Below are 21,761 nucleotides of genomic sequence, written 5' to 3'. Positions count from 1 at the left end.
CCCTCGGGCGGCCGCACGATGTCGATGCGCGACGCGCGGGCCGCAGCCGCGCGCGGTGCGCCTCATCTCACCACTCGGCGACGCTGCCGTCCGCGTGACGCCACACCGGATTGCGCCAGCGATGGCCGGTCTTCGCCATCTCGCGCACCTTCTCCTCGTTGACGTCGATGCCGAGCCCCGGGCCTTGCGGGATCGCGACGAAGCCGTCGTCGTAGCGAAACACCTCGGGGTTGCGCAGATAGTCGAGCAGGTCGTTGCCCTGGTTGTAGTGGATGCCGAGGCTCTGCTCCTGGATGAACGCGTTGTAGCTGACCGCGTCGAGCTGCAGGCACGCAGCCAGCGCGATCGGGCCGAGCGGGCAGTGCAGCGCGAGCGCGACGTCATAGCTTTCCGCGAGCGTCGCGATCTTGCGGCACTCGGTGATGCCGCCCGCGTGCGATGCGTCGGGCTGGATGATGTCGACGTAGCCGCCCGCGAGGATGTGCTTGAAGTCCCAGCGCGAGTAGAGCCGCTCGCCGAGCGCGATCGGCGTGTTCGTCTGGTTGGCGATGTCGCGCAGCGCCTCGGCGTTCTCCGACAGCACCGGCTCCTCGATGAACATCAGCTTGTACGGATCGAGCTCCTTCGCGAGCACCTTCGCCATCGGCTTGTGCACGCGGCCGTGGAAGTCGACGCCGATCCCGACGTGCGGGCCGACCGCGTCGCGCACGGCCGCGACGTTCGCGATCACCTGCTCGACCTTGTCGTAGGTATCGACGATCTGCAGTTCCTCGGAGCCGTTCATCTTCACGGCCTTGAAGCCGCGCTCGACGACCGCGCGCGCATTGTTCGCGACGTCGCTCGGCCGGTCGCCGCCGATCCACGAATACACCTTGATGCGCTCGCGCACCTGGCCGCCGAGCAGCGCGTGGACGGGTACGCCGTGATGCTTGCCCTTGATGTCCCACAGCGCCTGGTCGACGCCCGCGATCGCGCTCATCATGATCGGGCCGCCGCGGTAGAAGCCCGCGCGATACATCACCTGCCAGTGATCCTCGATCAGTCGCGGATCCTTGCCGACCAGGTAGTCGGCGAGCTCGTGGACGGCGGCTTCGACCGTATGCGCGCGGCCTTCGACGACCGGCTCGCCCCAGCCGACGATGCCCTCGTCGGTTTCGATCTTGAGAAACAGCCAGCGCGGCGGGACGACGAAAGTTTCGAGTCGGGTGATTTTCATGACGCAAGTCTCCGGAGTGGACCGGTGCGGGCAGGCTCGCCCGACGCCGGTCGCGTGCTTTTCGCGGTTATCCTAGCGTAGTGCGCTAAAAAATAGTATTAATAGCACTATTGTGCAGATAGTGGGCAGCCGGAAGGCGCCCCGACGGAGAACGATCATTCAACGCGACCTGCATGGACAGACGGCCTTCCGGCTCGCGACGGCGATCCTGCGCGGCGACTACCCGCCCGAATCGCTGCTGCCGAGGGAGCCCGACCTGATGGAGATGTTCGGCGTGAGCCGTACGGTGCTGCGCGAGGCGCTGCGGACGCTGACGTCGAAGGGGCTCGTCGAATCGCGGCCCAAGGTCGGCACGCGCGTGCGGCCGCGCCGCGCGTGGAACCTGCTCGATGCCGACCTGCTCGACTGGTATGCGCGCGTCGCGCCGCCGCTCGCGTTCGCGCTGAAGCTGCAGGAGATGCGCGAAATGATCGAGCCGCACGCGGCTGCATTGGCCGCGCGCGCGCATGCGTCGCACGGCATGGACGCGATCGACGACGCGCTGCGCGCGATGAGCGCCGCGCGGAATGTCGACGAATGGGTGCGGGCCGACCTGCGGTTTCATCTCGGCGTGCTGGAAGCCGGCGGCAACGAACTGCTGGTGCCGCTCGGCGCGCTGATCGACCGCACGCTCGAGGCGCAGCTGCATCTGAATGCGCGGCGCGCGACGGTGTACAACGCGTCGCTGGCCGAGCACGAGGCGGTTGGCGAGGCGATTCGCGCGCGTGACGAGGAAGGCGCGCGCCGGACGATGGCCGCGCTGCTCGCGGTCACGCGCGCGCGCATCGAGCAGTCGTGATGGTGCGGGGGACCGCCTGCGGGGGACTGGCGGCGGGCGACCGGCTACGGGCGGTCGCCGTTTGTGCGGTCGTTACGCGTTCGCGCAGCCGCCCGGCTTGAGCACGCGCTGCGTCGATGCCGGATATTTCGCGAGCAGGGCCGCCGGCCGCCGCGGGCGCGCGACCAGCTCGCCGCCGCAGTTCGGGCAGCGGCCTTTCAGGACGTCGGCGGCGCAGGCTGCGCAAAATGTACATTCGAATGTACAGATGCGCGCATCCGCCGAATCGGGCGGCAGGTCCTTGTCGCAGCATTCGCAGCCGGGGCGCAGTTCGAGCATCGCGGTTTCCTTGGGTCGGGAAGTCGGGAGGCTGCGCCGCCGGGCGGCGCAGACGCTCGATACTGTACGCGCGTGAAGCGGTCCGGCCAACGTCCAGGCGACTTCAGGTCGCACTTCACGCGGCCCGCGCCTGCGCGCGGCGGCGGTCGTACTCGGCCTTCTCGACCGGCTGCGCATCGGGTTGGCCCAGTTCGTTCATCGGAATGCGATAGGTTTCGCGGGCGCTGAGCGCGGCCAGCGCGGCGATCACCGTGATGCCGAATGCGATCGCGCCGACGGTCAGCCAGATGTGGGCGGCACCGGGCGGCGCGACGGCCGTAAACAGCGCCGGCAGCATCGCGGTGACGGCCGTGCCGACGTTCTGCGCGATCGCCATCGCGGAGACGCGCGTGCGCGTCGGGAACAGCTCGGGGTAGAAGCTTGGGAACACCGCGTTGTAGCCCTGGTAGACCACGCCCCACATCAGCAGCGACATCGTGAAGGCCAGCGGCACGCTCTTGATGCTGATCGCATAGAGATAAGCGAACGCGAGCAGCCCCGACAGCAGCGCGCCGAACACGATCGGCGGCTTGCGGCCGATCCGGTCGGACAGGCTGCCGACGTACGGAATCACCAGCACCGCGACGATGTTGCCCGCGACCGGAATCCACAGATAGACGTCCTTCGCGAACCCGACGCCGTAGGCCGGCTGCACCGCATAGGCCGCGCCGAAGATCGTCGCGACGACCGGAATCACGTTCATCAGCGCCATGCAGACCACGCGCAGCATGTCCGCCCAGTGGAACCTGAAGGCATCGACGACGGGCGAGCGCGAGCGCGTCTGCCGCGCTTCCTCGCCGGTGAAGGCAGGCGTCTCCATCACGTTGCGGCGGATCATCCAGCCCGCGAAGATGACCACGACGCTCAGCAGGAACGGGATGCGCCAGCCCCAGCTGTTGAACTGCTCGGCCGGCATGTAGTGCGCGAGCGGCAGGAACACCGCCGCGGCGAGCACCTGGCCCGCCTGCACGCCCTGCAGCGTGAAACTCGAAAAGAAGCCGCGCCGGCCGAACGGCGCATGTTCGAGGATCATCGAGCTCGCGCCGGAGATTTCGCCGGCTACCGCGAAGCCCTGGATCAGCCGCAGGATCACGAGCAGGACCGGCGCGAGCAGGCCGATCTGGTCGTAGGTGGGCAGCAGGCCGACGCCGATGGTCGCGAAGCCCATCAGGAACATGCACGACAGCAGCACGGTCTTGCGGCCGTGGGTGTCGCCGAGATGGCCGAGCACGAACGCGCCGATCGGCCGCGCGACATAGCCGACGCCGTAGGTCGCGAGCGACGCGACGATCGCGGTGGTCGGGTCGCCTTTCGGAAAGAAGATCTGCGGGAAGATCAGCGCTGCCGCCGTCGCGTAGATGAAGAAGTCGTAGTACTCGAGCGCCGAGCCGATCCAGCCGCTCGCGGCGGCCTGCTTCGACTGGTGTCCGGGTTGGGGTTCGCGGGCCGCCGGTGCGGTCATGGCTGTCTCCGTTTTCGTTGGGTTCTCTGCACGAATCGACGCGTCGATCGCGTTCATTACAAACTGAAAGACTAGGGGCGGCGCGGGGAAGCGACAAGACCCAGCGTTCGATCATCGCGCGTAAGCGTTCGATGATCGAACGCTTCGAGGGTTTGCCCGGGCGGGCGCGCCGCGCGGATGCACCGCTTCGCCGATGCCGCGATCGGCCGATTGACGATGCATGCGGGCCGTGCGCATCATGGCGCGCAACCTATAACGGCGTCGCCGCTGCGTGCGGCGCCAACCGGGAGACGACCATGCTTTATCGCGGAAGCTGTCACTGCGGCGACGTGAAGTTCGAGGTGGAAGGCGATCTGCAGGGCGTGATGGCCTGCAACTGCTCGATCTGCCAGCGCAAGGGCGCGCTGATGTGGTTCGTGCCGCGCGACCGGATGACGCTGCTCACGCCCGACGAGCACCTCGCGACCTACATGTTCAACAAGCACGTGATCAAGCATCGCTTCTGCAAGCGCTGCGGGATTCATCCGTTCGGCGAGGGCGTCCATCCGAACGGCACCGCGATGGCCGCGATCAACGTGCGATGCGTCGAGGATGTCGATCTCGACGCGCTGCCCGTTACGCACTTCGACGGCCGCTCGCACTGAGCGGCGCGGCGCGCGATGCCGTCAGCGACGGTGCCGCGCGGTCACGACGGTTGCGCCGCGCCGGTTTTCGGCGCGGGCAGCTCGGCCTGCGGCGCGGTGCCGGCCGAGCGCGCGCCGGCATCGGCCGGGCGCTCGATCAGCGGCGCGAGCGCGGGCGCCATCGAGCGCAGCAACTGCACGGCCATCGCGCTCGTGAAGTCGTAGCGCGCCGCATACGGCTCGTGCGCGGTCGCCGTCAGCACGCCGAAGAACCGGTCGCCGATCACGAACACGAAGGTGCCGCTGCGGTTGACCTTGCGCGATTCGATCAGCCGCGCACCGCGCGCATACACGTTGAAGCGCTGGTCGCCGGTGCCGGTCTTGCCGTACACGTCGAACGTCTTGCCGTCGGGCAGCGTGAAGCCGCCTGCGATCCGTCGCGCGGTGCCGTTGAGCACGACGTCGCGCAGCAGCGTGTGCGCGACCTTGACGATCTCGGGCGACAGCGTCGGCTGCGGCTGCGCGGCCGCGCGCACGAAGCGCGTTTCATACGGCGTGCCCTGCGCGAAGTCGAGCCGCGTGATCGTCTCGGTCGGCGCCTTCTGGCCGCCGTTCGCGATCAGCCCGATCAGCTTCGCGAGCGCGTCGGGCTGGTCGCCCGATGCGCCGATCGCGGCCGCGTACGACGGCGTGACTTCCGCGAACGGATAGCCGAGCGCGCGCCACGCCTTGGTGATCGCCGCGTACGCGCGCAACTCGACCATGCGGCGGATGCGCCGGTCCTGGGTCGCGTGGTAGCGCGTCTTGTACAGCCACGAGTAGGTATAGAAGCGCGCGTCGCGGCTGTCGCGCTGCACGTCGTCGAGCGATGCGCTCGGGTGGGCGCGCAGATAATTGAGCGTCCACAGCGCAAGCGGATGCACGCTCGCGATATAGCCGCGGTCGTTGAGATTGAAGCGGTCGATCGCGTACTTCGCGTAGAGCGCGGCGAGATCGTCGTCGGACAGCGTTGCGGCCGGCGTGCCCTTCAGTTGCGCGCGCATCTGCGCGTCGAACCATGCGAGCGATTCGTTCGGCGCGACGCTGCGCAGCACGGTCGCGATCTTCGGCGGCGACTTGCGCACGTCCTGCAGCATCAGCGCGAGCGCGTCGTCGGGCGCCTTGCCCGCATAGCGCGTGTAGTAGCGCTTCACGTAGACCTTGCTCTCGCCGTCGACGAACTGCTGCAGGTAGTGCTTGCGCTGCTCGGGATCGTCGAGCCACGACGACGACGGGCCGGCCGCCTGGATCGTCTCGTAGTGGACGATGTCGCGCATCAGCCGCACGAACACGAGGTTGACCGAATGCTCGAACGCCGCGTGCAGCGTCATGATGCGGCCGTTGTCCGACTTGTCGAAGTTCGAGAAGACCTGCGCGCCGCCGCCCGTGTAGAACACGTCCGGGCTCGCCGAATACTTGCGCTCGACGGCCGCGTCGAGCATCGCCTGCAGCGAGCGGTCGCGCGTATGCGACAGGTAGTCGAGCGCCCAGCGCGACAGCCCGTCGATCGGGTCGGGCTTCACGCGCGCGAGTTCGGCGTTCGACAGGTTCCCGTAGCGCGCATGCAGGTCGGACACGATCTGCAGATAGGTGATCAGCGTGCGCAGCTTCGCGGTCGAGCCGAGGTTGATGCGGCCGCCGCGATTGACGTCGAACGGCTGGTTCACGCTGTCGGTCTGCACGCGCAGCAGGTTCGCGCCGTTACGGCGTTCGTACAGCGTGAAGCTGTACGTCAGGTGCGACGGGTCGTCCTTCGGCGCGAGCATCTCGAAGCCGTACAGCCCGGCGGCCTGCGCGCCCTCGCGGGTCGACGCCTGCGCGAGCCGTTCGGCGACCGCCTGCTGCACGCCGTTGTCGAGCGTGCTGGTGGCCTGCAGGTCCATCTGGTCGAGCTGGTACAGATCGGTCATGCCGAGTGCGGCGAGCAGCGACGCGCGCGCCGAGGTCACGGCCTTGCGCGACACGAACGACTGCACGTGCGCGGCGGCCGGCGGCGCGGCGCGCTCGATGTGCGCGGCGAGCGCTGCGTCGCGCAGCGCGGGCGAGATCACGCCGCCGTTCGACAGCAGCCGCAGGTAGCTGTCGGTCAGCCGCTGCAGCGCCGGATAGCCGCGATTGAGGAAGTACGACGGCGCGCGCTGCGCGATGATCAGCGACAGCACCTGGCGGAACGTCTCGCCCTGTTCGTCGACGTTGTCGCCGGTCGTCGGCGCGGACAGGATCCGGTTCACGTCGTTGAAGTCGCGGCCGTACCAGGCGGCGAGGCCGTCGCCGATGCCGGTGATCTCGCCGACGTGGGGCCGCGCGGCGAGCGGCACCGAGTTCAGGTAGCGCACGACGATCATGCGACGTGCGGGCATCGTCTGCGGGCCGCCCATATACGCGAGAACCGACGCGGACGCGATCTGCCGCAGCTTCTCGGGCGGCGTCGCGGTGCGGCCGTCGGGCGAATGGCGGAACTTCTCGATCTGCGTCGCGAGCGTGCTGCCGCCCGGGCGCGCCTGGTGATGGTTGACCACGTGCAGCGCCTGATCCGCGAGCGCGCGGCTGAAGCGCCCCCAGTCGAGCGCCGGGTTGCGGTTCGGCTGGTTCGCGTCGAGCAGGTAGCGGTCCTCGATGAACAGCAGCGAGTCGACCACCACGCGCGGGATGGTGTCGAAGTCCGCATAGACGCGCTGCGGGAACACGGTCGCGAACAGCGGCGCACCGGTCGAATCGAACAGCATCAGGCCCGCCTGGTCTTTCTCGTCGTAAGGCAGGAACAGGCCGCGATCGGCGAGCGACAGCATCCGGTCGGAGTCGCGCGCCTGCTTGCTGACGACGAAGCCGCGCTCGAGCAGCCGCTGCTGGAACGCGGGGATCATCGAATAGCCGAGGCGCTGATCGTAAGGACCGTTCGCCGGGAAGCGGATGTGGTCGCTCTCGCCGGCGTCGACCGTGTAGCCGACGTCGCGCGTCAGCTCAGACAGATAGTGCGCCTGCAGGCGGGAGGTTTCGATCTCGGTCTGCACGAGTCGCGCGATGATCGCGACCGCGATCACCAGCGCGGCAAGCAGGGACCACTTGATCCACGTCCAGACCGATGCAGGACCGGTCACGCGCGGCAGGATGCGATTCAGCGGCCGATTCATGGCGGCATCTCCCTGAAGGCGCGGGCTCCGGCCGCACCCCATTAAGGATTAGTGTAGTCCTCAACCGCGTACTGCCAAGGGCGGTCACTACGGAGATGCGTCGACGCAACGCGCGTGCCCGGGACGCGCGACGGTGGCGCCGCAAGGCACGCACCGTCCTGGCGCATCGGTGCAGGTCGCGACGGGCGCGTTCGTGCAAATGATGGCGGCGGGGCGCCTCGGCGGGCGGGGCTGCGCGCGGCGGGCGCCGCGCGGGTTCGCTGCCGCGCGGCACGCTCGAAATTCGTGCCGAATCAAATTCGCGAACCGGCGCGGGCAGCGCTACGGGTTTCCGCAATAGCGGCGTCTGCGCGCTGCGGGTAGGATCGACAATCCCGCGGTTGATTCACCGTCTTCGGGTGACGTCCCATGGCCATCCATCCGGTTGCACTCGTTTGCACGGCGATCCTCGGGCTGCTGCTGTTCGGGCTCGGGCTGCTCGTGTCCGCCGCGCGCTTTCGTGCCGTCACCGGGTCCGGCTGCGCGGCCGATCCGGCGAATGCGCTGCACAAGATCGTTCGCGCGCATGGCAACACGGCCGAATACGCGCCGTTTCTCGCGGTGCTGTTTCTCTATTTCGGTGCGCACGATCCGTCGCGCGTCATCCTGTCGCTGATCGTGGCGGCGACCGTGTGCCGCTGCCTGCTCGTGGTCGGCCTGCTGGCCTGACCGACGATGGCCGATCCGAATCCCGCTCGTTTCGTCGGCGCGCTCGGCACGTATCTGTGCGGCGCCGCGCTGTGCATCGCGCTGTTCGTCTGAACGACGACGCGTTCCGGCGTCGCGACCGGTCTGCTATCCTCGCCGCACGCTCGCGAGCGACGAGCGGATACCGATCGCCCGGGCGCGGCCGCCGGCTGCGTCGCGCGGCATTGCCGAGGGAATCACGGACATCATGAGCCGCAACTTCATTCTGAAAGGCGACACCACCGATCGTGGCGGCGCCGTGCTCGACGGGATCGCCGGTTCGTCGTTCGACGGACGCGAACTCACGTATCTCGGCGCGCCCGTGTTCTGCGCCGCGTGCAACACGCAAGGCGTGATCGTGCCGGACGGAGGCGAGCACACGATGTCGGTGATGGGCAAGGTCGTTGCGCTCGAAAACGACCTGTGCCAATGCCTGTGCACGCCGCAACCGAAGCTCGTCGCGTCGCAGCGCAGCGGGGCGCTCTCGGCGTAAGCGCCGCGGCCGGCGACGTGGGCGCGCAAGGGCTTGCGTCGTCAGACGCTGCCCTCGGTCTCGATCACCAGAATGCGCGCTTCGCCGACCGGATGCGCGACGTGTTCGGTGCCTGCGGGCGCATGGAACACGTCGCCTGACTCCAGCATCGCCACGCGTTCGACGCCCGCTTCGCGGTAGTGCATCTCGACGCGACCGTCGAGCACCGCAAAGACTTCCTCGCCGTCGTTCACGTGCCATCGATACGGCTGGTCGGTCCAGTGCAGGCGGACCGTGATGCCGTTCAGGTTCGCGATGTCGAGTGCACCCCACGGGCGGCTCGCGGTGAAGTCGGCGCTGCGGATGATGTTCATGTCTGCGTCGTTTCCGTAAACGGTGGGGTTGCCTGCGGCGCGAGCGGCCGGGTTCAGCGCGACATCGCCGCGAGCGCCTCGTCGATGATCTGCCTGCGCTTCGCGAGGCCGGCCGCCGAGCGCTCGGTCACGCGCTGCACGACCGACGCCGGCGCGGTGTCGGGCGAGCCGGCGTCGAACGGCGGTGCGGGTGCGTATTCGAGCTGCAGCTGGATCGCCTGCGCTTCGTCGTCACCGGCCAGTTCCGCGGCGATCGTCAGCGCGAAATCGATGCCGGCCGTCACGCCGCCGCCGGTGATCAGGTTGCCGTCGCGCACGACGCGCGCATGGACCGGCACCGCGCCCAACGGTTCGAGCAGCGTGTGGTACGCCCAGTGCGTCGTCGCGCGGCGTCCGCGCAGCAGGCCCGCGACGCCGAGCAGCAGCGCGCCGGTGCAGACCGACGTCAGATAGCGCACGCTCGCCGCGCGCTGCTGCACGAACGCGATCGTCTGCGCATCGAGCAGCAGCGCGTTGATCCCGATGCCGCCCGGAATGCACAGCACGTCGAGCGGCGGACAGTCGGCGAACGTACAGGTCGGTGCGAGTGCGAGCCCGCTGCTCGACGCGACCGGCTCGCGCGATTTCCACACCAGATGAACGGCTGCGTCGGGCAGCGACGCGAGCACGTCGTGCGGGCCGGTGAGATCGAGCTGCTGGACGCCCGGAAACACGAGAAAGCCGATATGCACGGTCATGCGGATACTCCGATGAAGTGAAGGGTGCGCGCGCCGGCGCGGGATGGACAGATCGATTCTAGGCGCGTAGTGTTTGGCGAAATTGCCATATCGCCCACGTTTTCAGCCAATCGCCATGTCCGCCGCCCCTCGCTCGATCCTGGTCCTCGCGTTTCCCCGTGCGCAGCTGCTCGACGTGTCGGGGCCGCTGCAGGTGTTCGCGTCCGTCAACGAGCTTGCGCAGCAGCGCGGGCAGCCGGCGCCGTATGCGCCGCGCGTCGTGTCCGCGGATGCGGGGCCTGTCGAGACGTCGTCGGGGCTCGTGGTGATGGCGGACTCGCTGCGTGCGGGCGCGCGTCGCGCCGATACGGTGATCGTCGCCGGCGGCAAGGGCGTGCACGCCGCGTCGCAGGATGCGCGCGTGCTGCGCTGGGTCAGGCAGCAGGCCGGGCAGGCGCGCCGCATCGCGTCGGTCTGTACGGGCGCGTTCCTGCTGGCCGAGGCCGGCCTGCTCGACGGGCGGCGCGCGGTCACGCACTGGACGCGCTGCGACGAACTCGCGGCGCGCTACCCGAACGTGCGCGTCGAAGCCGATCCGATCTTCATCCGCGAAGGCGCGCTATGGACGTCGGCCGGCGTCACGGCCGGCATCGATCTCGCGCTCGCGCTCGTCGAGGAGGACCTCGGACGTGCGGTCGCGCTCGACGTCGCGCGCGAACTCGTCGTGTTCCTGAAGCGTCCGGGCGGGCAGGCGCAGTTCAGCGCGGCGCTGTCGATGCAGCGCACCGACGACCGGTTCGGCGAACTGCATGCATGGATAGCCGAGCACCTGGGCGCCGACCTGTCGGTGCCTGCGCTGGCCGAACGCGTGAGCATGAGCGAGCGCAGCTTCGTGCGCCACTACCGCGCGGAGACGGGCCGCACGCCCGCGCGCGCGGTCGAGCAGATCCGCGTCGAGGCGGCGCAGCGCCTGCTCGGCGAAACGACGTGGCCCGTCAAGCGCATCGCGACGCGCTGCGGGTTCGGCTCGGAGGAAACGCTGCGGCGCAGTTTCGTGCGCGTGCTGGGCGTGTCGCCGCAGGGATATCGCGAGCGGTTCGTGCGCTGAGCGTGTGCGGCGGCGATCGGTGTCATCGGCGCGTCATCGTCTGGCGGCGAGCGATCGGGGCGGCGCGGTTGGCGTCCGGAACCGGAAGCGCACTGAATTGAACTGAACGAAAACCGATCGATTTCCACTGCGAAGTACTGAAACTGTTCAGGATCGTCGAACAATGGAAGGGGGCTTGTGCCGCGGCCGCCGCGCGCTCTATTCTGTTCCGTTGGCGATTCGAAGGGGAGCAGCATGGACCGAATCCAGGCAATGGAAGTTTTCACCCGCGTGGTCGACGCAAACAGCTTCACGCGTGCGGCCGACACGCTCTCGATGCCGCGCGCGTCGGTGACGACCATCATCCAGAATCTCGAGGCGCTGCTCGGCGTGCGCCTGATGAACCGGACGACGCGCCGGCTGTCGCTGACCGCGGAAGGCGCCGCGTACTACGAGCATTGCGTGAAGATCATCTCGGAGATCGCCGAAGTCGACTCGAGCCTGCAGACGGGCAACCGCAAGCCGAGCGGCCTGCTGCGCGTCCACATGCCGAGCTCGCTCGGCCGGCGGCTCGTGATTCCGTCCCTGACGCTGTTCCGGCAGCGCTACCCGGACATCACGCTCGACCTCGGCCTGTCCGACCGGCCGGTGGATCCGGTCGAGGAGGGCATCGACTGCATGATCCGCGTCGGGCCGCTCGAGGATTCGTCGATGGTCGCGCGGCGCATCGGGATGCTGCGGCGCGTGACCTGTGCGTCGCCCGACTATCTGGCGCGTCATGGCGAGCCGCGCGAGATTGCCGACCTGACCGAGCATCATGCGGTGAATTTTCGCGTGAGCCACGGCGCGCGTGCCGTTCCGTGGGTGTTCATGATCGACGGCAAGCCGGTCGAGGTGCGCATGAACGCGACGGTCACGGTCAATGATTCGGATGCCTACGTGACCTGCGGCCTCGAAGGATTCGGCATGATCCAGCCGACGCTGTTCATGGTGCTGCCGAACCTGCTCGACGGCTCGCTGGTCGAGGTGCTGCCGGACTGCAATCCGAAGCCCAAGCCGATCTCGATCGTCTATCCGCAGAACCGGCACCTGTCCGCGAAGGTGCGGGTGTTCGCCGACTGGCTCGCCGAAGCGTTCGAGTCGACGCCGGCGCTGGAGGGCGGCGAGAACTGGCGCGGCAAGCTGCGTACGCCCGACAGTCCGGACAAGCGGCGTTCGGTGGCGGCGTAGCGATGGCGGTTGCGTTGGCTCGGCGGGATCAGAACGGCCGGATGCCGATGCGCGGATGCATGCACGCATAGACGAGGCTGAACGCGAGCAGCGCGAACAGCGCCGCGACGACGATGCGGGCAATCGGGCGCGTGCGTTCGACCGGGATGAAGAGCGTGCCGCCGACAAGCATCAGGGCGATGCCGATGTAGAAGTCGTTGGCGGCGTCGCCGAAATCGCGGTCGGCGAGGCTGTCCGCGAAGCTCATGTAGTCGTAGCCGAGCAGATGGCGCAGCTGATCGACGGTCGTCAGGTTCGCGAGGATGCGGACGACCGGCAGCAGGCCGACGAGCGTGAGCAGCGTGGCGACGGTTGCGAGGGCAATGGCGGCGCGTCGGTTCATGACGTCAGGCCACCTGGTAGAACGCGTGGATCTGCGCGTTGACGAGCACGGCCAGCATCACGAGGGCGCAGGCGAGCACGAACGCGAAACGCTTCGCGCTGCGATGGGCATGCAGGGCGAAACCGCCGGCCAGCATGTTGAGCGCGGCGAGCAGCAGCACGTAGAAGCGGCTCGCGTACAGGTCGGCTTCGGGCAGGGTGCGGTCGAAGCGGTTGAGCCAGTGATAGGTGATCGGCTTGAGCGCGAGGCCCGCGCTGATGACGGACGGTGCGAGCAGTCGGGAAACGGGCGGCGTGCCGGCGGCGTAGTAGCACAGTGCGAGTACCGCCAGCGTGACGACGGCGATGCGCCATTTCGGATGCGGAGTGGTCGGGGTCATCGGCGAGGGTGGCCGGGTTCGCGGGGTGGGGGCATTGTGCAGGGAAAGTGGAAGGCGGTGCGGCGGGGAAGAAAACGAAAAAAGAAAACGAAAAAGCCGCTGATCCTTGCGGAACAGCGGCTTTTTACATTTGGTGGCGAATCAGGGACTCGAACCCCGGACCTGCGGATTATGATTCCGTCGCTCTAACCGACTGAGCTAATTCGCCGAAGACTTGAATTATGCAGATTGCCGATCCGGCTGTCAACACCTTTCTTCATCTTTCTTGAAAAAGGTGCGGCGGCCCGAATCCCGGCGGGCGCCGGCCCAACCCGGCAACCCGCCGATCGTCCGCCCGCAGCCTCAATCCTGCGCGTAGATGTTCGAGTCCTTCGTCTCCTTGACGAACAGCAGCCCGATCACGAACGTGACCAGCGCGATCACGATCGGATACCACAGCCCCGAATAGATGTCGCCCTTCGCCGCGACGATCGCGAAGGCGGTCGCCGGCAGGAAGCCGCCGAACCAGCCGTTGCCGATGTGATACGGCAGCGACATCGAGGTGTAGCGGATCCGCGTCGGGAACATCTCGACCAGCATCGCCGCAATCGGCCCGTAGACCATCGTCACGTAGATCACGAGGATCGTCAGGATCACGATCGTCATCGGCCAGTTCAGCTGCGCCGGGTCCGCCTTCGCCGGGTAGCCGGCCCCCTTCAGCGTCGATGCGAGCGTCTTGTCGAACGCCGCACCCTGCGCCTTCGCATCGGCCGCCTTGCCGTCATAGGCCGGGATCACCGTGTCGCCCACCTTGATCTGCGCGGTCGTGCCCGCCGGTGCCGCGACGTTCTCGTAGTTCAGGCCGGCCTTCGCGAGCGCACTCTTCGCGATGTCGCACGAGTTCGTGAACTTCGACGTGCCGACCGGGTTGAACTGGAACGAGCAGGTCGCCGGATCGGCGACGACCGAGATCGGCGCCTTCTGCGTCGCGATCTCGAGCTGCGGGTTCGCGTAGTGCGTGAGCGCCTTGAACAGCGGGAAGTAGGTGAGTGCGGCGATCAGGCAGCCGGCGAGGATGATCGGCTTGCGGCCGATCTTGTCCGACAGCGAACCGAAGAACAGGAAGAACGGCGTGCCGATCAGCAGCGCGATCGCGATCAGGATGTTCGCGCTGGCGCCGTCGACCTTCAGCGTCTGCGTAAGGAAGAACAGCGCGTAGAACTGGCCCGTGTACCACACGACGGCCTGGCCGGCCGTCAGGCCGACGAGCGCGAGGATCACGATCTTCAGGTTCTTCCACTGGCCGAACGCTTCGGTCAGCGGCGCCTTCGACGTCTTGCCTTCCGACTTGATGCGCAGGAACACCGGCGATTCGTTCAGTTGCATCCGGATCCACACCGACACCGCGAGCAGCAGGATCGACGCGACGAACGGCACGCGCCAGCCCCATGCACCGAATGCCTCTTCACCGATGAACGTGCGCACGCCGAGGATCACGAGCAGCGACAGGAACAGGCCGAGCGTCGCGGTCGTCTGGATCCACGCGGTGTAGAAGCCGCGACGGTGCGCCGGCGCATGCTCGGCGACGTAGGTCGCCGCGCCGCCGTACTCGCCGCCGAGCGCGAGGCCCTGCAGCAGCCGCATCGCGATGAAGATCACCGGCGCGGCGATGCCGATCGACGCGTAGCCGGGCAGGAAGCCGACCACGAATGTCGAGATGCCCATGATCACGATCGTCACGAGGAACGTGTGCTTGCGGCCGACGAGGTCGCCGAGCCGGCCGAACACGAGCGCGCCGAACGGCCGCACCGCGAAGCCGGCCGCGAAGCCGAGCAGCGTGAAGATGAAGGCCGCGGTCGGATTGACGCCGGAGAAGAAGCTCTTGCTGATGTAGGCCGCGAGCGACCCGGCCAGGTAAAAGTCGTACCACTCGAACACCGTGCCGAGCGACGACGCGAAGATCACCTTCTTCTCTTCGCCCGTCATCGGCGAGTGCGCAATTTGCCCGCCTAAGGTTGCCATGAATCGTCTCCAAGTCCCTTGATATAGATGTGCGGCCGCCTTGGGAGGGGCGGGCCTGTCGACGATTATTGGCAGGGAAACTTACGGCGCACTGACTCGCGCGTACAAAACCACTGCGCGTTAACCCGCGCCCAATCGGCCGCTTTGCCTCCCGATCATGTCGCGAACGGTCGGCAAATCGACGATTTCGACGCGATCGCGGCGCGTCGTCGCGCCGCCTGTCAGGGTTAATCCGGGGCGGCTTCCGACAGCGGCAGGCTGATGCGCACGAGCGTGCCCGCGGCGCGCGGCGCCGTCTGGTAGACGTGGTCGTCGAGCGTCAGCGTGCCGCCGTGCTGCGTGGCGATCTCGCGCACGATCGCGAGGCCGAGCCCGCTGCCGTCGCCTTCGCGGCCCAGGATCCGGTAGAAGCGCTCGACGACGCGCTCGCGCTCGGCGGCCGGGATGCCGGGCCCCGTATCCTCGACTTCGAGATGCGCGAGCCGCGCGGTGCGGTCGGCGTGCACGCGCACGGTGATGCGGCCGCCTTCAGGTGTGTAGCGGATCGCGTTGTCGATCAGGTTGCCGAGCATTTCGCGCAGCATCACCGGATTGCCGTCGACGTCGATCGGCGCGTCGTCGGGCGGGCCTTCGTAGCCGAGATCCATCTGCTTCGCGAGCGCGGCCTGCACCCAGTCGCGCACCGCGCGCCGCGCGAGCGACGCGATCTCGACGGGCTCGAACGTCAGCCCGCTCGCGCGGTTCTCGGCGCGCGCGAGCGCGAGCAGTTGCGTGACGAGCCGCGCGGCCTGCTCGGAACTGGTCGCGATCTGTTCGAGCGAGCGCTGCACGTCGGGCGGCACCGGGTGGCGCAGCGCGAATTCGGCCTGCGTGCGCAGCCCCGCGAGCGGCGTCTTCATCTGGTGGGCGGCGTCGGCGATGAAGCGCTTTTGCAGCGCCATGTTCTGTTCGAGCCGCGCGAGCAGGTCGTTGAACGACGTGACGAGCGGCTCGATCTCGGGCGGCGCGCGCTGCGCCTCGACGGGCGAGAGATCGTCGGGCCGCCGCGCGCGGATGTGCGCCTGCAGCGCGTTGAGCGGCGCGAGCCCGCGCGACAGCCCGAACCACACGAGCAGGATCGCGAGCGGCAGGATCACGAATTGCGGCAGGATCACGCCCTTGATGATGTCGTTGGCGAGCGCGTTGCGCTTGTCGAGCGTCTCGCCGACCTGCACCAGCACGAGTTGCGAGCCGCTCGTCTGCGGCAGCGAGACGGTCGTATAGGCGACCCGCACGTCGTTGCCGCGCAGCAGGTCGTCGCGGAACACGACGACGCCCGGCGGCGGGCGATCCTCGTCGCGCGGCAGCGGCATGTCGGCTTCGCCCGCCACCAGCTCGCCGCGCGTGCCGAGCACCTGGAAATAGACGCTGTCGATGTTGTCCGCGCGCAGGAAGTCGCGCGTCTGCTGCGGCAGCGTCAGCTCGGCCACGCCGTTGACCGGATGGATCTGCCGCGCGAGCACGTACGCATTGGTTTCGAGCGAGCGGTCGAACGGGCCGTTCGCGATCGTCTTCGCGACGAGGTAGGTGACGGCGATGCTCATCGGCCAGAGCAGCAGCAGCGGCGCGAGCATCCAGTCGAGGATCTCGCCGAACAGCGAGCGCGGGCGCGCGGCTTCGGGCGCGTCGGTTTCGTCGGGCGGGGCGAACGGGTTCGCGTAGCGCGCGTCGCGCGCGGCGTCGGCGGCCGACGACGGCTCGCCGGTCGGCTGGCGGGAGTGGGCCGGCGTGGCCATCGCGGCAAGCGCCGGGCGTCAGCGCAGCGGCGTGCCGGCCGTCGCGGGCTGGGGCGTGGCCGGGTCGGCCGCGGCGGATGGCGGCGCGAGCGGGTCGGCCGGCGCGGCGGGCGCGACCTTCTCGAGGCAGTAGCCGAGGCCGCGCACGGTCGCGATCCGCACGCCGCTTGGCTCGATCTTCTTGCGCAGCCGGTGCACGTAGACTTCGATCGCGTTGTTGCTGACTTCCTCGCCCCATTCGCACAGGTGGTCGACGAGCTGCTCCTTCGACACGAGACGGCCGATCCGCTGCAGCAGCACCTCGAGCAGCCCGAGCTCGCGCGCGGACAGGTCGAGCACGCGGTCGTTCGCATAGGCGATCCGGCCGACCTGGTCGAACGCGAGCGAGCCGTGGCGCACGACGGTCGGGCCGCCGCCCGCGCCGCGCCGGGTCAGCGCGCGCACCCGCGCCTCCAGCTCGTTGAGCGCGAACGGCTTGGCCATGTAGTCGTCGGCGCCGAGGTCGAGCCCCTTCACGCGCTCGTCGACGCTGTCGGCGGCGGTCAGGATCAGCACGGGGAGATTGGAGTTGCGCGCGCGCAGGCGCCTGAGCACGTCGAGCCCGGACAGCTTCGGCAGGCCGAGATCGAGGATCAGCAGGTCGAACGCCTGCATCGACAGGGCCGTATCGGCCTCGATGCCGCTCTTCACGTGGTCGACCGCATAGCCCGATTGGCGGAGTGACCGGGTGAGGCCGTCCGCGAGTATGCTGTCGTCTTCGGCGATGAGAATTCGCATGTGCGTGACCGGTGACCGGCAGGGCGTTCGCGCCGGCGCGGTTGTCTCCGAAGTGATTCGTGTACGACGCAGCCCGCATTGCGGGCTTGCATAAAACACTGTTTTTTTATACAGTGTCTGCATTCGTGGGCAGCGCCTGATCGCAGGCGCGCCTCTGACAGACGCTGCTCATCATAGCAAAGGACGATTCATGGAAGAAAGCAAGAAAGGCTCCGGGATGACCGCCGAGAAGAGCAAGGCGCTGGCCGCCGCACTCGCGCAGATCGAGAAGCAGTTCGGCAAAGGGTCGATCATGCGCATGGGCGACGGCGAAGCGGCCGAGGACATCCAGGTCGTGTCCACGGGCTCGCTCGGCCTCGATATCGCGCTCGGCGTCGGCGGCCTGCCGCGCGGCCGCGTGGTCGAGATCTACGGCCCGGAATCGTCCGGTAAAACCACGCTGACGCTGCAGGTCATCGCCGAGCTGCAGAAGCTGGGCGGCACGGCAGCCTTCATCGACGCCGAGCACGCGCTCGACGTTCAATATGCGGCGAAGCTCGGCGTGAACGTGCCGGATCTGCTGATCTCGCAGCCGGACACCGGCGAGCAGGCGCTCGAAATCACCGACGCGCTGGTGCGCTCGGGCTCGATCGACATGATCGTCATCGACTCGGTCGCGGCGCTCGTGCCGAAGGCCGAAATCGAAGGCGAGATGGGCGATTCGCTGCCGGGCCTGCAGGCCCGCCTGATGTCGCAGGCGCTGCGCAAGCTGACGGGCACGATCAAGCGCACGAACTGCCTCGTGATCTTCATCAACCAGATCCGGATGAAGATCGGCGTGATGTTCGGCAACCCGGAAACCACGACGGGCGGCAACGCGCTCAAGTTCTATTCGTCGGTGCGTCTCGACATCCGCCGGATCGGCTCGATCAAGAAGAACGACGAGGTGATCGGCAACGAAACGCGCGTGAAGGTCGTCAAGAACAAGGTGTCGCCGCCGTTCCGCGAAGCGATCTTCGACATCCTGTATGGCGAAGGCATTTCGCGCCAGGGCGAGATCATCGATCTCGGCGTGCAGGCGAAGATCGTCGACAAGGCGGGCGCCTGGTACAGCTACAACGGCGAGAAGATCGGTCAGGGCAAGGACAACGCGCGTGAATTCCTGCGCGAGAATCCGGAAATCGCGCGCGAGATCGAGAACCGCATTCGTGAATCGCTCGGCGTTGCCGCGATGCCGGATGGCGCAGGCCACGACGAAGCCGAGGCGATGGACGAAGAAGAGTGATGGTGGGGCGCCGAGGTCGGGCTGGCGAACCGGAGCAGAGCGATACGCCCGAATCGGCGCATCGCTCCGGCCGGCAGGCCGAACCCTCGGGCGCCAATCGGCGGCTTGCAGGCAGCGATGCCGCAGGCCGCACCGCAGCGAGGGCATCCGACGATGCCCTCGTTTCGTTTGAGATCAGCGCACCCGATGATCCGTTCGACGACGACGAATCGTTCGATGCGCACGATCGTTCCCGCCGGCGCGTGTCCGGCGTCAGCTTCCCGCACGATCGCACATCCGGTGCCGCCGATGCATCGGCGCCGGCACGGGAAGACGTCTATACACGCAGCAGCCAGCATCCGCGCCGCACCCGCCGTGCGGGCGGCGCATCCTCGTCTTCCGGCGACGCTGCCGATACGCCCGAACGCAAGCACTCGTCGAAACCGCCGCGCTCACTGAAGGGGCGCGCGCTCGGCTATCTGTCCCGCCGCGAATACAGCCGCGCCGAACTCGCGCGCAAGCTCGCGCCTTACGTCGGCGACGACGAATCGGTCGAGCCCGTGCTCGATGCGCTGGAGAAGGAGGGCTGGCTGTCCGATGCGCGCTTCGCGGAGAGCCTCGTGCATCGTCGCGCGTCGCGTGTCGGCGTCGCGCGGATCGTCAGCGAGCTGAAGCGTCACGCGGTCGGCGACGCACTCGTCGAGGAGGTGAATGCGCAGCTTCGCGAGACCGAATGGGCGCGCGCGCAGGCCGTCTGGCGCAAGAAATTCGGTGCACTGCCGCAAACGCCGGCCGAACGGGCGAAGCAGGCACGCTTTCTTGCCGCGCGCGGCTTCTCGAGCGCGACCATCGTGAAGTTGCTGAAAGTCGGCGACGATTTTCCGATCGACGACTGACGCGACCGGTCGCGCGCGTGACGCGCGATTTTGCTGCAATGCAACCGTTTCCCGACAGAGGGGAATACCCGCCTTCGCGTCCGACTGTCACAAATACCCAATATGCTAAAATCCATGGGTTTTCCTCTTCGGCCTCAACCTCCAGCATGCCGCTATCCGAGCCCGTGCCCCGTCAGTTGCGACATCGACGCGCAATCCGAGCGGACGCTTACGAGCGCGATGACGGCCTGTGGGACATCGAAGCCTGCCTGACCGACCACAAGCCGCGCGATGTCGCGCTTGCGTCGGGCATCCGGCCCCAGGGCCTGCCGATTCATGAACTCTGGCTGCGCGTGACCATCGATCGTGACCTCAATGTCGTCGACGCCGAAGCGTCTTCGGAATGGGTGCCATATCCCGGTCAGTGTCAATCCGCCCCTCCCGCCTATCGGGCCCTCATCGGGCTCAATCTCTTCCGCAATTTCCGTCGCGATGCGAACCGGCTGCTGTCGGGCGTCGCCGGCTGTTCCCACCTCACCGAACTGTGCGCCGTGCTGCCGACGGCGGCGATCCAGGCGTTTGCCGGCGAGGTATGGAACGTGCGCGAGGAGGGCGGCGAAGGGCCGGATCACGACGGCGCGCACGACGAACCGCCTTTCCAGCTCGGCCGCTGCCGTGCGCTGCGGTTCGACGGCGAGGTCGTGCGGCAGTTCTACCCGCGCTGGTATGGCGCGAGCCGGCCGGACGCGCCCGGTGAAGGCAGCACGAAGGAATGAACGGAAATCATTCGAAGAAGCGTCCTTAAGCGACTTTTCATCCAACTCTCAGACTGAAGGGAATCACGCATGAAGATTCACGAGTACCAGGGTAAGGAAATCCTGCGGAAATTCGGAGTCGCGGTACCGCGCGGCAAGCCGGCGTTCTCGGTTGACGAAGCCGTCAAGGTGGCAGAAGAGCTCGGCGGCCCGGTGTGGGTCGTCAAGGCTCAGATCCACGCGGGTGGCCGTGGCAAGGGCGGTGGCGTGAAGGTTGCGAAGTCGATCGAGCAGGTTCGCGAGTACGCGAACCAGATCCTCGGCATGCAGCTGGTCACGCACCAGACGGGCCCGGAAGGCCAGAAGGTGAACCGCCTGCTGATCGAGGAAGGCGCGGACATCAAGCAGGAACTGTATGTCAGCCTCGTCGTCGATCGCGTGTCGCAGAAGATCGTCCTGATGGGTTCGAGCGAAGGCGGCATGGACATCGAAGAAGTCGCCGAAAAGCACCCGGAGTTGATCCACAAGGTCATCGTCGAGCCGTCGACGGGCCTGCTCGACGCGCAGGCCGACGACCTCGCCGCGAAGATCGGCGTGCCGGCTGCCTCGATTCCGCAAGCGCGCGCGATCCTGCAAGGCCTGTACAAGGCATTCTGGGAAACCGACGCATCGCTGGCTGAAATCAACCCGCTGAACGTCTCCGGCGACGGCAAGGTCACCGCGCTCGACGCGAAGTTCAACTTCGACTCGAACGCGCTGTTCCGCCACCCGGAAATCGTCGCGTACCGCGACCTGGACGAAGAAGATCCGGCTGAAATCGAAGCGTCGAAGTTCGACCTCGCGTACATCTCGCTCGACGGCAACATCGGCTGCCTCGTGAACGGCGCAGGCCTCGCGATGGCGACGATGGACACGATCAAGCTGTTCGGCGGCGAGCCGGCGAACTTCCTGGACGTCGGCGGTGGCGCGACGACCGAGAAGGTCACCGAGGCGTTCAAGCTGATGCTGAAGAACCCGGACCTGAAGGCGATCCTCGTGAACATCTTCGGCGGCATCATGCGCTGCGACGTGATCGCGGAAGGCGTGATCGCGGGTTCGAAGGCCGTGAACCTGAACGTGCCGCTGGTCGTGCGCATGAAGGGCACGAACGAAGACCTCGGCAAGAAGATGCTGGCCGAATCGGGCCTGCCGATCATCTCGGCGGACAGCATGGAAGAGGCTGCGCAGAAGGTTGTCGCGGCTGCCGAAGGCAAGTAAGCGCGCTCAATGAACACGCATGGCGGCGCGGCTTGCACGCGACGCC

Annotated in this window: 20 protein-coding genes, 1 tRNA gene and 1 pseudogene; 10 read left to right on the top strand and 12 right to left on the bottom strand. The window is 67.6% G+C overall.

The genetic code is table 11. The annotated features are described in order from the left end of the window. Window positions 1–67: 67 nt before the first annotated feature. A complete protein-coding gene (dgoD, locus tag WS57_RS32180; RefSeq protein WP_069245310.1) occupies window positions 68–1,216 on the bottom strand; it encodes a galactonate dehydratase in 1,149 nt (382 codons plus the stop codon). A 121-nt stretch (window positions 1,217–1,337) separates the two neighbouring features. Here dgoD and WS57_RS32175 point away from each other — a divergent pair, with 121 nt between their 5' ends. Then, a complete protein-coding gene (locus tag WS57_RS32175; protein ID WP_069245309.1) occupies window positions 1,338–2,054 on the top strand; it encodes a FadR/GntR family transcriptional regulator in 717 nt (238 codons plus the stop codon). Between the two features lie 72 nt (window positions 2,055–2,126). On the opposite strand, the gene WS57_RS32170 is transcribed toward WS57_RS32175, so the two are convergent. Further along, window positions 2,127–2,372, bottom strand: a complete 246-nt coding sequence (locus tag WS57_RS32170; protein WP_009689915.1) for a DUF1272 domain-containing protein — start codon at window positions 2,370–2,372, stop codon at window positions 2,127–2,129. Window positions 2,373–2,487: 115 nt separating this feature from the next. Next, window positions 2,488–3,873, bottom strand: a complete 1,386-nt coding sequence (locus tag WS57_RS32165) for an MFS transporter (protein WP_069245308.1) — start codon at window positions 3,871–3,873, stop codon at window positions 2,488–2,490. Window positions 3,874–4,169: 296 nt separating this feature from the next. Here WS57_RS32165 and WS57_RS32160 point away from each other — a divergent pair, with 296 nt between their 5' ends. Beyond that, the gene (locus tag WS57_RS32160) at window positions 4,170–4,517 is read left to right on the top strand and encodes a GFA family protein (RefSeq protein WP_059479175.1); all 348 of its coding nucleotides are present in this window, start codon (window positions 4,170–4,172) and stop codon (window positions 4,515–4,517) included. 41 nt (window positions 4,518–4,558) lie between these two features. Here WS57_RS32160 and WS57_RS32155 read toward each other — a convergent pair whose 3' ends face one another. Then, window positions 4,559–7,666, bottom strand: a complete 3,108-nt coding sequence (locus WS57_RS32155) for a transglycosylase domain-containing protein (RefSeq protein ID WP_059603368.1) — start codon at window positions 7,664–7,666, stop codon at window positions 4,559–4,561. 408 nt (window positions 7,667–8,074) lie between these two features. On the opposite strand from WS57_RS32155, the pseudogene WS57_RS32150 reads away from it, so the two are divergent. Both WS57_RS32150 and WS57_RS32145 read left to right on the top strand, forming a co-directional pair. After that, a pseudogene (locus tag WS57_RS32150) lies at window positions 8,075–8,467 on the top strand (MAPEG family protein). Between the two features lie 133 nt (window positions 8,468–8,600). Further along, window positions 8,601–8,885: a PAAR domain-containing protein gene (locus WS57_RS32145; protein WP_009689930.1), complete on the top strand. Its 285-nt coding sequence runs from the start codon at window positions 8,601–8,603 to the stop codon at window positions 8,883–8,885. A gap of 41 nt (window positions 8,886–8,926) precedes the next feature. Here WS57_RS32145 and WS57_RS32140 read toward each other — a convergent pair whose 3' ends face one another. Next, window positions 8,927–9,238 (bottom strand): cupin domain-containing protein, encoded by a 312-nt coding sequence (locus WS57_RS32140; RefSeq protein WP_009689929.1) that lies wholly within the window; start codon window positions 9,236–9,238, stop codon window positions 8,927–8,929. 53 nt (window positions 9,239–9,291) lie between these two features. Continuing rightward, window positions 9,292–9,975: a DJ-1/PfpI family protein gene (locus WS57_RS32135; RefSeq protein WP_009689928.1), complete on the bottom strand. Its 684-nt coding sequence runs from the start codon at window positions 9,973–9,975 to the stop codon at window positions 9,292–9,294. A 115-nt stretch (window positions 9,976–10,090) separates the two neighbouring features. Between WS57_RS32135 and WS57_RS32130 the strand changes: the two genes are divergently transcribed. Both WS57_RS32130 and WS57_RS32125 read left to right on the top strand, forming a co-directional pair. Continuing rightward, window positions 10,091–11,062, top strand: a complete 972-nt coding sequence (locus tag WS57_RS32130) for a GlxA family transcriptional regulator (protein ID WP_009689927.1) — start codon at window positions 10,091–10,093, stop codon at window positions 11,060–11,062. Between the two features lie 234 nt (window positions 11,063–11,296). Continuing rightward, window positions 11,297–12,271, top strand: a complete 975-nt coding sequence (locus WS57_RS32125; protein WP_040128106.1) for a LysR family transcriptional regulator — start codon at window positions 11,297–11,299, stop codon at window positions 12,269–12,271. 28 nt (window positions 12,272–12,299) lie between these two features. Here WS57_RS32125 and WS57_RS32120 read toward each other — a convergent pair whose 3' ends face one another. From WS57_RS32120 to WS57_RS32095, 6 genes are all read right to left on the bottom strand, one after another. After that, window positions 12,300–12,653, bottom strand: coding sequence for a hypothetical protein (locus WS57_RS32120; RefSeq protein WP_009689925.1), 354 nt, complete (start codon window positions 12,651–12,653; stop codon window positions 12,300–12,302). A gap of 4 nt (window positions 12,654–12,657) precedes the next feature. Next, window positions 12,658–13,032 carry a hypothetical protein gene (locus WS57_RS32115; protein ID WP_009689924.1) on the bottom strand — a complete coding sequence of 125 codons (375 nt, stop codon included), beginning with the start codon at window positions 13,030–13,032 and terminating at the stop codon, window positions 12,658–12,660. 131 nt (window positions 13,033–13,163) lie between these two features. Next, window positions 13,164–13,240, bottom strand: a tRNA-Met gene (locus tag WS57_RS32110). Between the two features lie 134 nt (window positions 13,241–13,374). Then, window positions 13,375–15,033: an MFS transporter gene (locus WS57_RS32105; protein WP_059478862.1), complete on the bottom strand. Its 1,659-nt coding sequence runs from the start codon at window positions 15,031–15,033 to the stop codon at window positions 13,375–13,377. A gap of 227 nt (window positions 15,034–15,260) precedes the next feature. Beyond that, window positions 15,261–16,808: a sensor histidine kinase gene (locus WS57_RS32100; protein ID WP_059513412.1), complete on the bottom strand. Its 1,548-nt coding sequence runs from the start codon at window positions 16,806–16,808 to the stop codon at window positions 15,261–15,263. A gap of 18 nt (window positions 16,809–16,826) precedes the next feature. Next, window positions 16,827–17,585, bottom strand: a complete 759-nt coding sequence (locus WS57_RS32095; RefSeq protein ID WP_059513413.1) for a response regulator transcription factor — start codon at window positions 17,583–17,585, stop codon at window positions 16,827–16,829. A 190-nt stretch (window positions 17,586–17,775) separates the two neighbouring features. Here WS57_RS32095 and recA point away from each other — a divergent pair, with 190 nt between their 5' ends. The 4 genes from recA to sucC all read left to right on the top strand — a co-directional run bounded on the left by recA (window position 17,776) and on the right by sucC (window position 21,715). Continuing rightward, the gene (recA, locus tag WS57_RS32090; protein ID WP_006398386.1) at window positions 17,776–18,849 is read left to right on the top strand and encodes a recombinase RecA; all 1,074 of its coding nucleotides are present in this window, start codon (window positions 17,776–17,778) and stop codon (window positions 18,847–18,849) included. Beyond that, the gene (recX, locus tag WS57_RS32085) at window positions 18,849–19,724 is read left to right on the top strand and encodes a recombination regulator RecX (RefSeq protein WP_009694257.1); all 876 of its coding nucleotides are present in this window, start codon (window positions 18,849–18,851) and stop codon (window positions 19,722–19,724) included. Before recA ends, recX begins: the two co-directional genes overlap by 1 nt. A 146-nt stretch (window positions 19,725–19,870) precedes the next feature. After that, on the top strand, window positions 19,871–20,479 hold the full coding sequence (locus WS57_RS32080; RefSeq protein WP_009694256.1) for a DUF2889 domain-containing protein: 609 nt from the start codon (window positions 19,871–19,873) through the stop codon (window positions 20,477–20,479). Window positions 20,480–20,548: 69 nt separating this feature from the next. Continuing rightward, on the top strand, window positions 20,549–21,715 hold the full coding sequence (sucC, locus tag WS57_RS32075; protein ID WP_009694255.1) for an ADP-forming succinate--CoA ligase subunit beta: 1,167 nt from the start codon (window positions 20,549–20,551) through the stop codon (window positions 21,713–21,715). Window positions 21,716–21,761 lie beyond the last annotated feature (46 nt).

The sequence above is a fragment of the Burkholderia pseudomultivorans genome (assembly GCF_001718415.1).
Classification (GTDB): domain Bacteria; phylum Pseudomonadota; class Gammaproteobacteria; order Burkholderiales; family Burkholderiaceae; genus Burkholderia; species Burkholderia pseudomultivorans_A.
This window is presented reverse-complemented; position numbering and strand designations above follow the sequence as displayed.

Excerpts from the sequence above, each read along its gene's own strand:
- dgoD (WP_069245310.1), bottom strand. The coding sequence starts at position 1,216 with ATGAAAATCACCCGACTCGAAACTTTCGTCGTCCCGCCGCGCTGGCTG.
- WS57_RS32170 (WP_009689915.1), bottom strand. The coding sequence starts at position 2,372 with ATGCTCGAACTGCGCCCCGGCTGCGAATGCTGCGACAAGGACCTGCCG.
- WS57_RS32165 (WP_069245308.1), bottom strand. The coding sequence starts at position 3,873 with ATGACCGCACCGGCGGCCCGCGAACCCCAACCCGGACACCAGTCGAAG.
- WS57_RS32160 (WP_059479175.1), top strand. The coding sequence starts at position 4,170 with ATGCTTTATCGCGGAAGCTGTCACTGCGGCGACGTGAAGTTCGAGGTG.
- WS57_RS32155 (WP_059603368.1), bottom strand. The coding sequence starts at position 7,666 with ATGAATCGGCCGCTGAATCGCATCCTGCCGCGCGTGACCGGTCCTGCA.
- WS57_RS32145 (WP_009689930.1), top strand. The coding sequence starts at position 8,601 with ATGAGCCGCAACTTCATTCTGAAAGGCGACACCACCGATCGTGGCGGC.
- WS57_RS32140 (WP_009689929.1), bottom strand. The coding sequence starts at position 9,238 with ATGAACATCATCCGCAGCGCCGACTTCACCGCGAGCCGCCCGTGGGGT.
- WS57_RS32135 (WP_009689928.1), bottom strand. The coding sequence starts at position 9,975 with ATGACCGTGCATATCGGCTTTCTCGTGTTTCCGGGCGTCCAGCAGCTC.
- WS57_RS32130 (WP_009689927.1), top strand. The coding sequence starts at position 10,091 with ATGTCCGCCGCCCCTCGCTCGATCCTGGTCCTCGCGTTTCCCCGTGCG.
- WS57_RS32125 (WP_040128106.1), top strand. The coding sequence starts at position 11,297 with ATGGACCGAATCCAGGCAATGGAAGTTTTCACCCGCGTGGTCGACGCA.
- WS57_RS32120 (WP_009689925.1), bottom strand. The coding sequence starts at position 12,653 with ATGAACCGACGCGCCGCCATTGCCCTCGCAACCGTCGCCACGCTGCTC.
- WS57_RS32115 (WP_009689924.1), bottom strand. The coding sequence starts at position 13,032 with ATGACCCCGACCACTCCGCATCCGAAATGGCGCATCGCCGTCGTCACG.
- WS57_RS32105 (WP_059478862.1), bottom strand. The coding sequence starts at position 15,033 with ATGGCAACCTTAGGCGGGCAAATTGCGCACTCGCCGATGACGGGCGAA.
- WS57_RS32100 (WP_059513412.1), bottom strand. The coding sequence starts at position 16,808 with ATGGCCACGCCGGCCCACTCCCGCCAGCCGACCGGCGAGCCGTCGTCG.
- WS57_RS32095 (WP_059513413.1), bottom strand. The coding sequence starts at position 17,585 with ATGCGAATTCTCATCGCCGAAGACGACAGCATACTCGCGGACGGCCTC.
- recA (WP_006398386.1), top strand. The coding sequence starts at position 17,776 with ATGGAAGAAAGCAAGAAAGGCTCCGGGATGACCGCCGAGAAGAGCAAG.
- recX (WP_009694257.1), top strand. The coding sequence starts at position 18,849 with ATGGTGGGGCGCCGAGGTCGGGCTGGCGAACCGGAGCAGAGCGATACG.
- WS57_RS32080 (WP_009694256.1), top strand. The coding sequence starts at position 19,871 with ATGCCGCTATCCGAGCCCGTGCCCCGTCAGTTGCGACATCGACGCGCA.
- sucC (WP_009694255.1), top strand. The coding sequence starts at position 20,549 with ATGAAGATTCACGAGTACCAGGGTAAGGAAATCCTGCGGAAATTCGGA.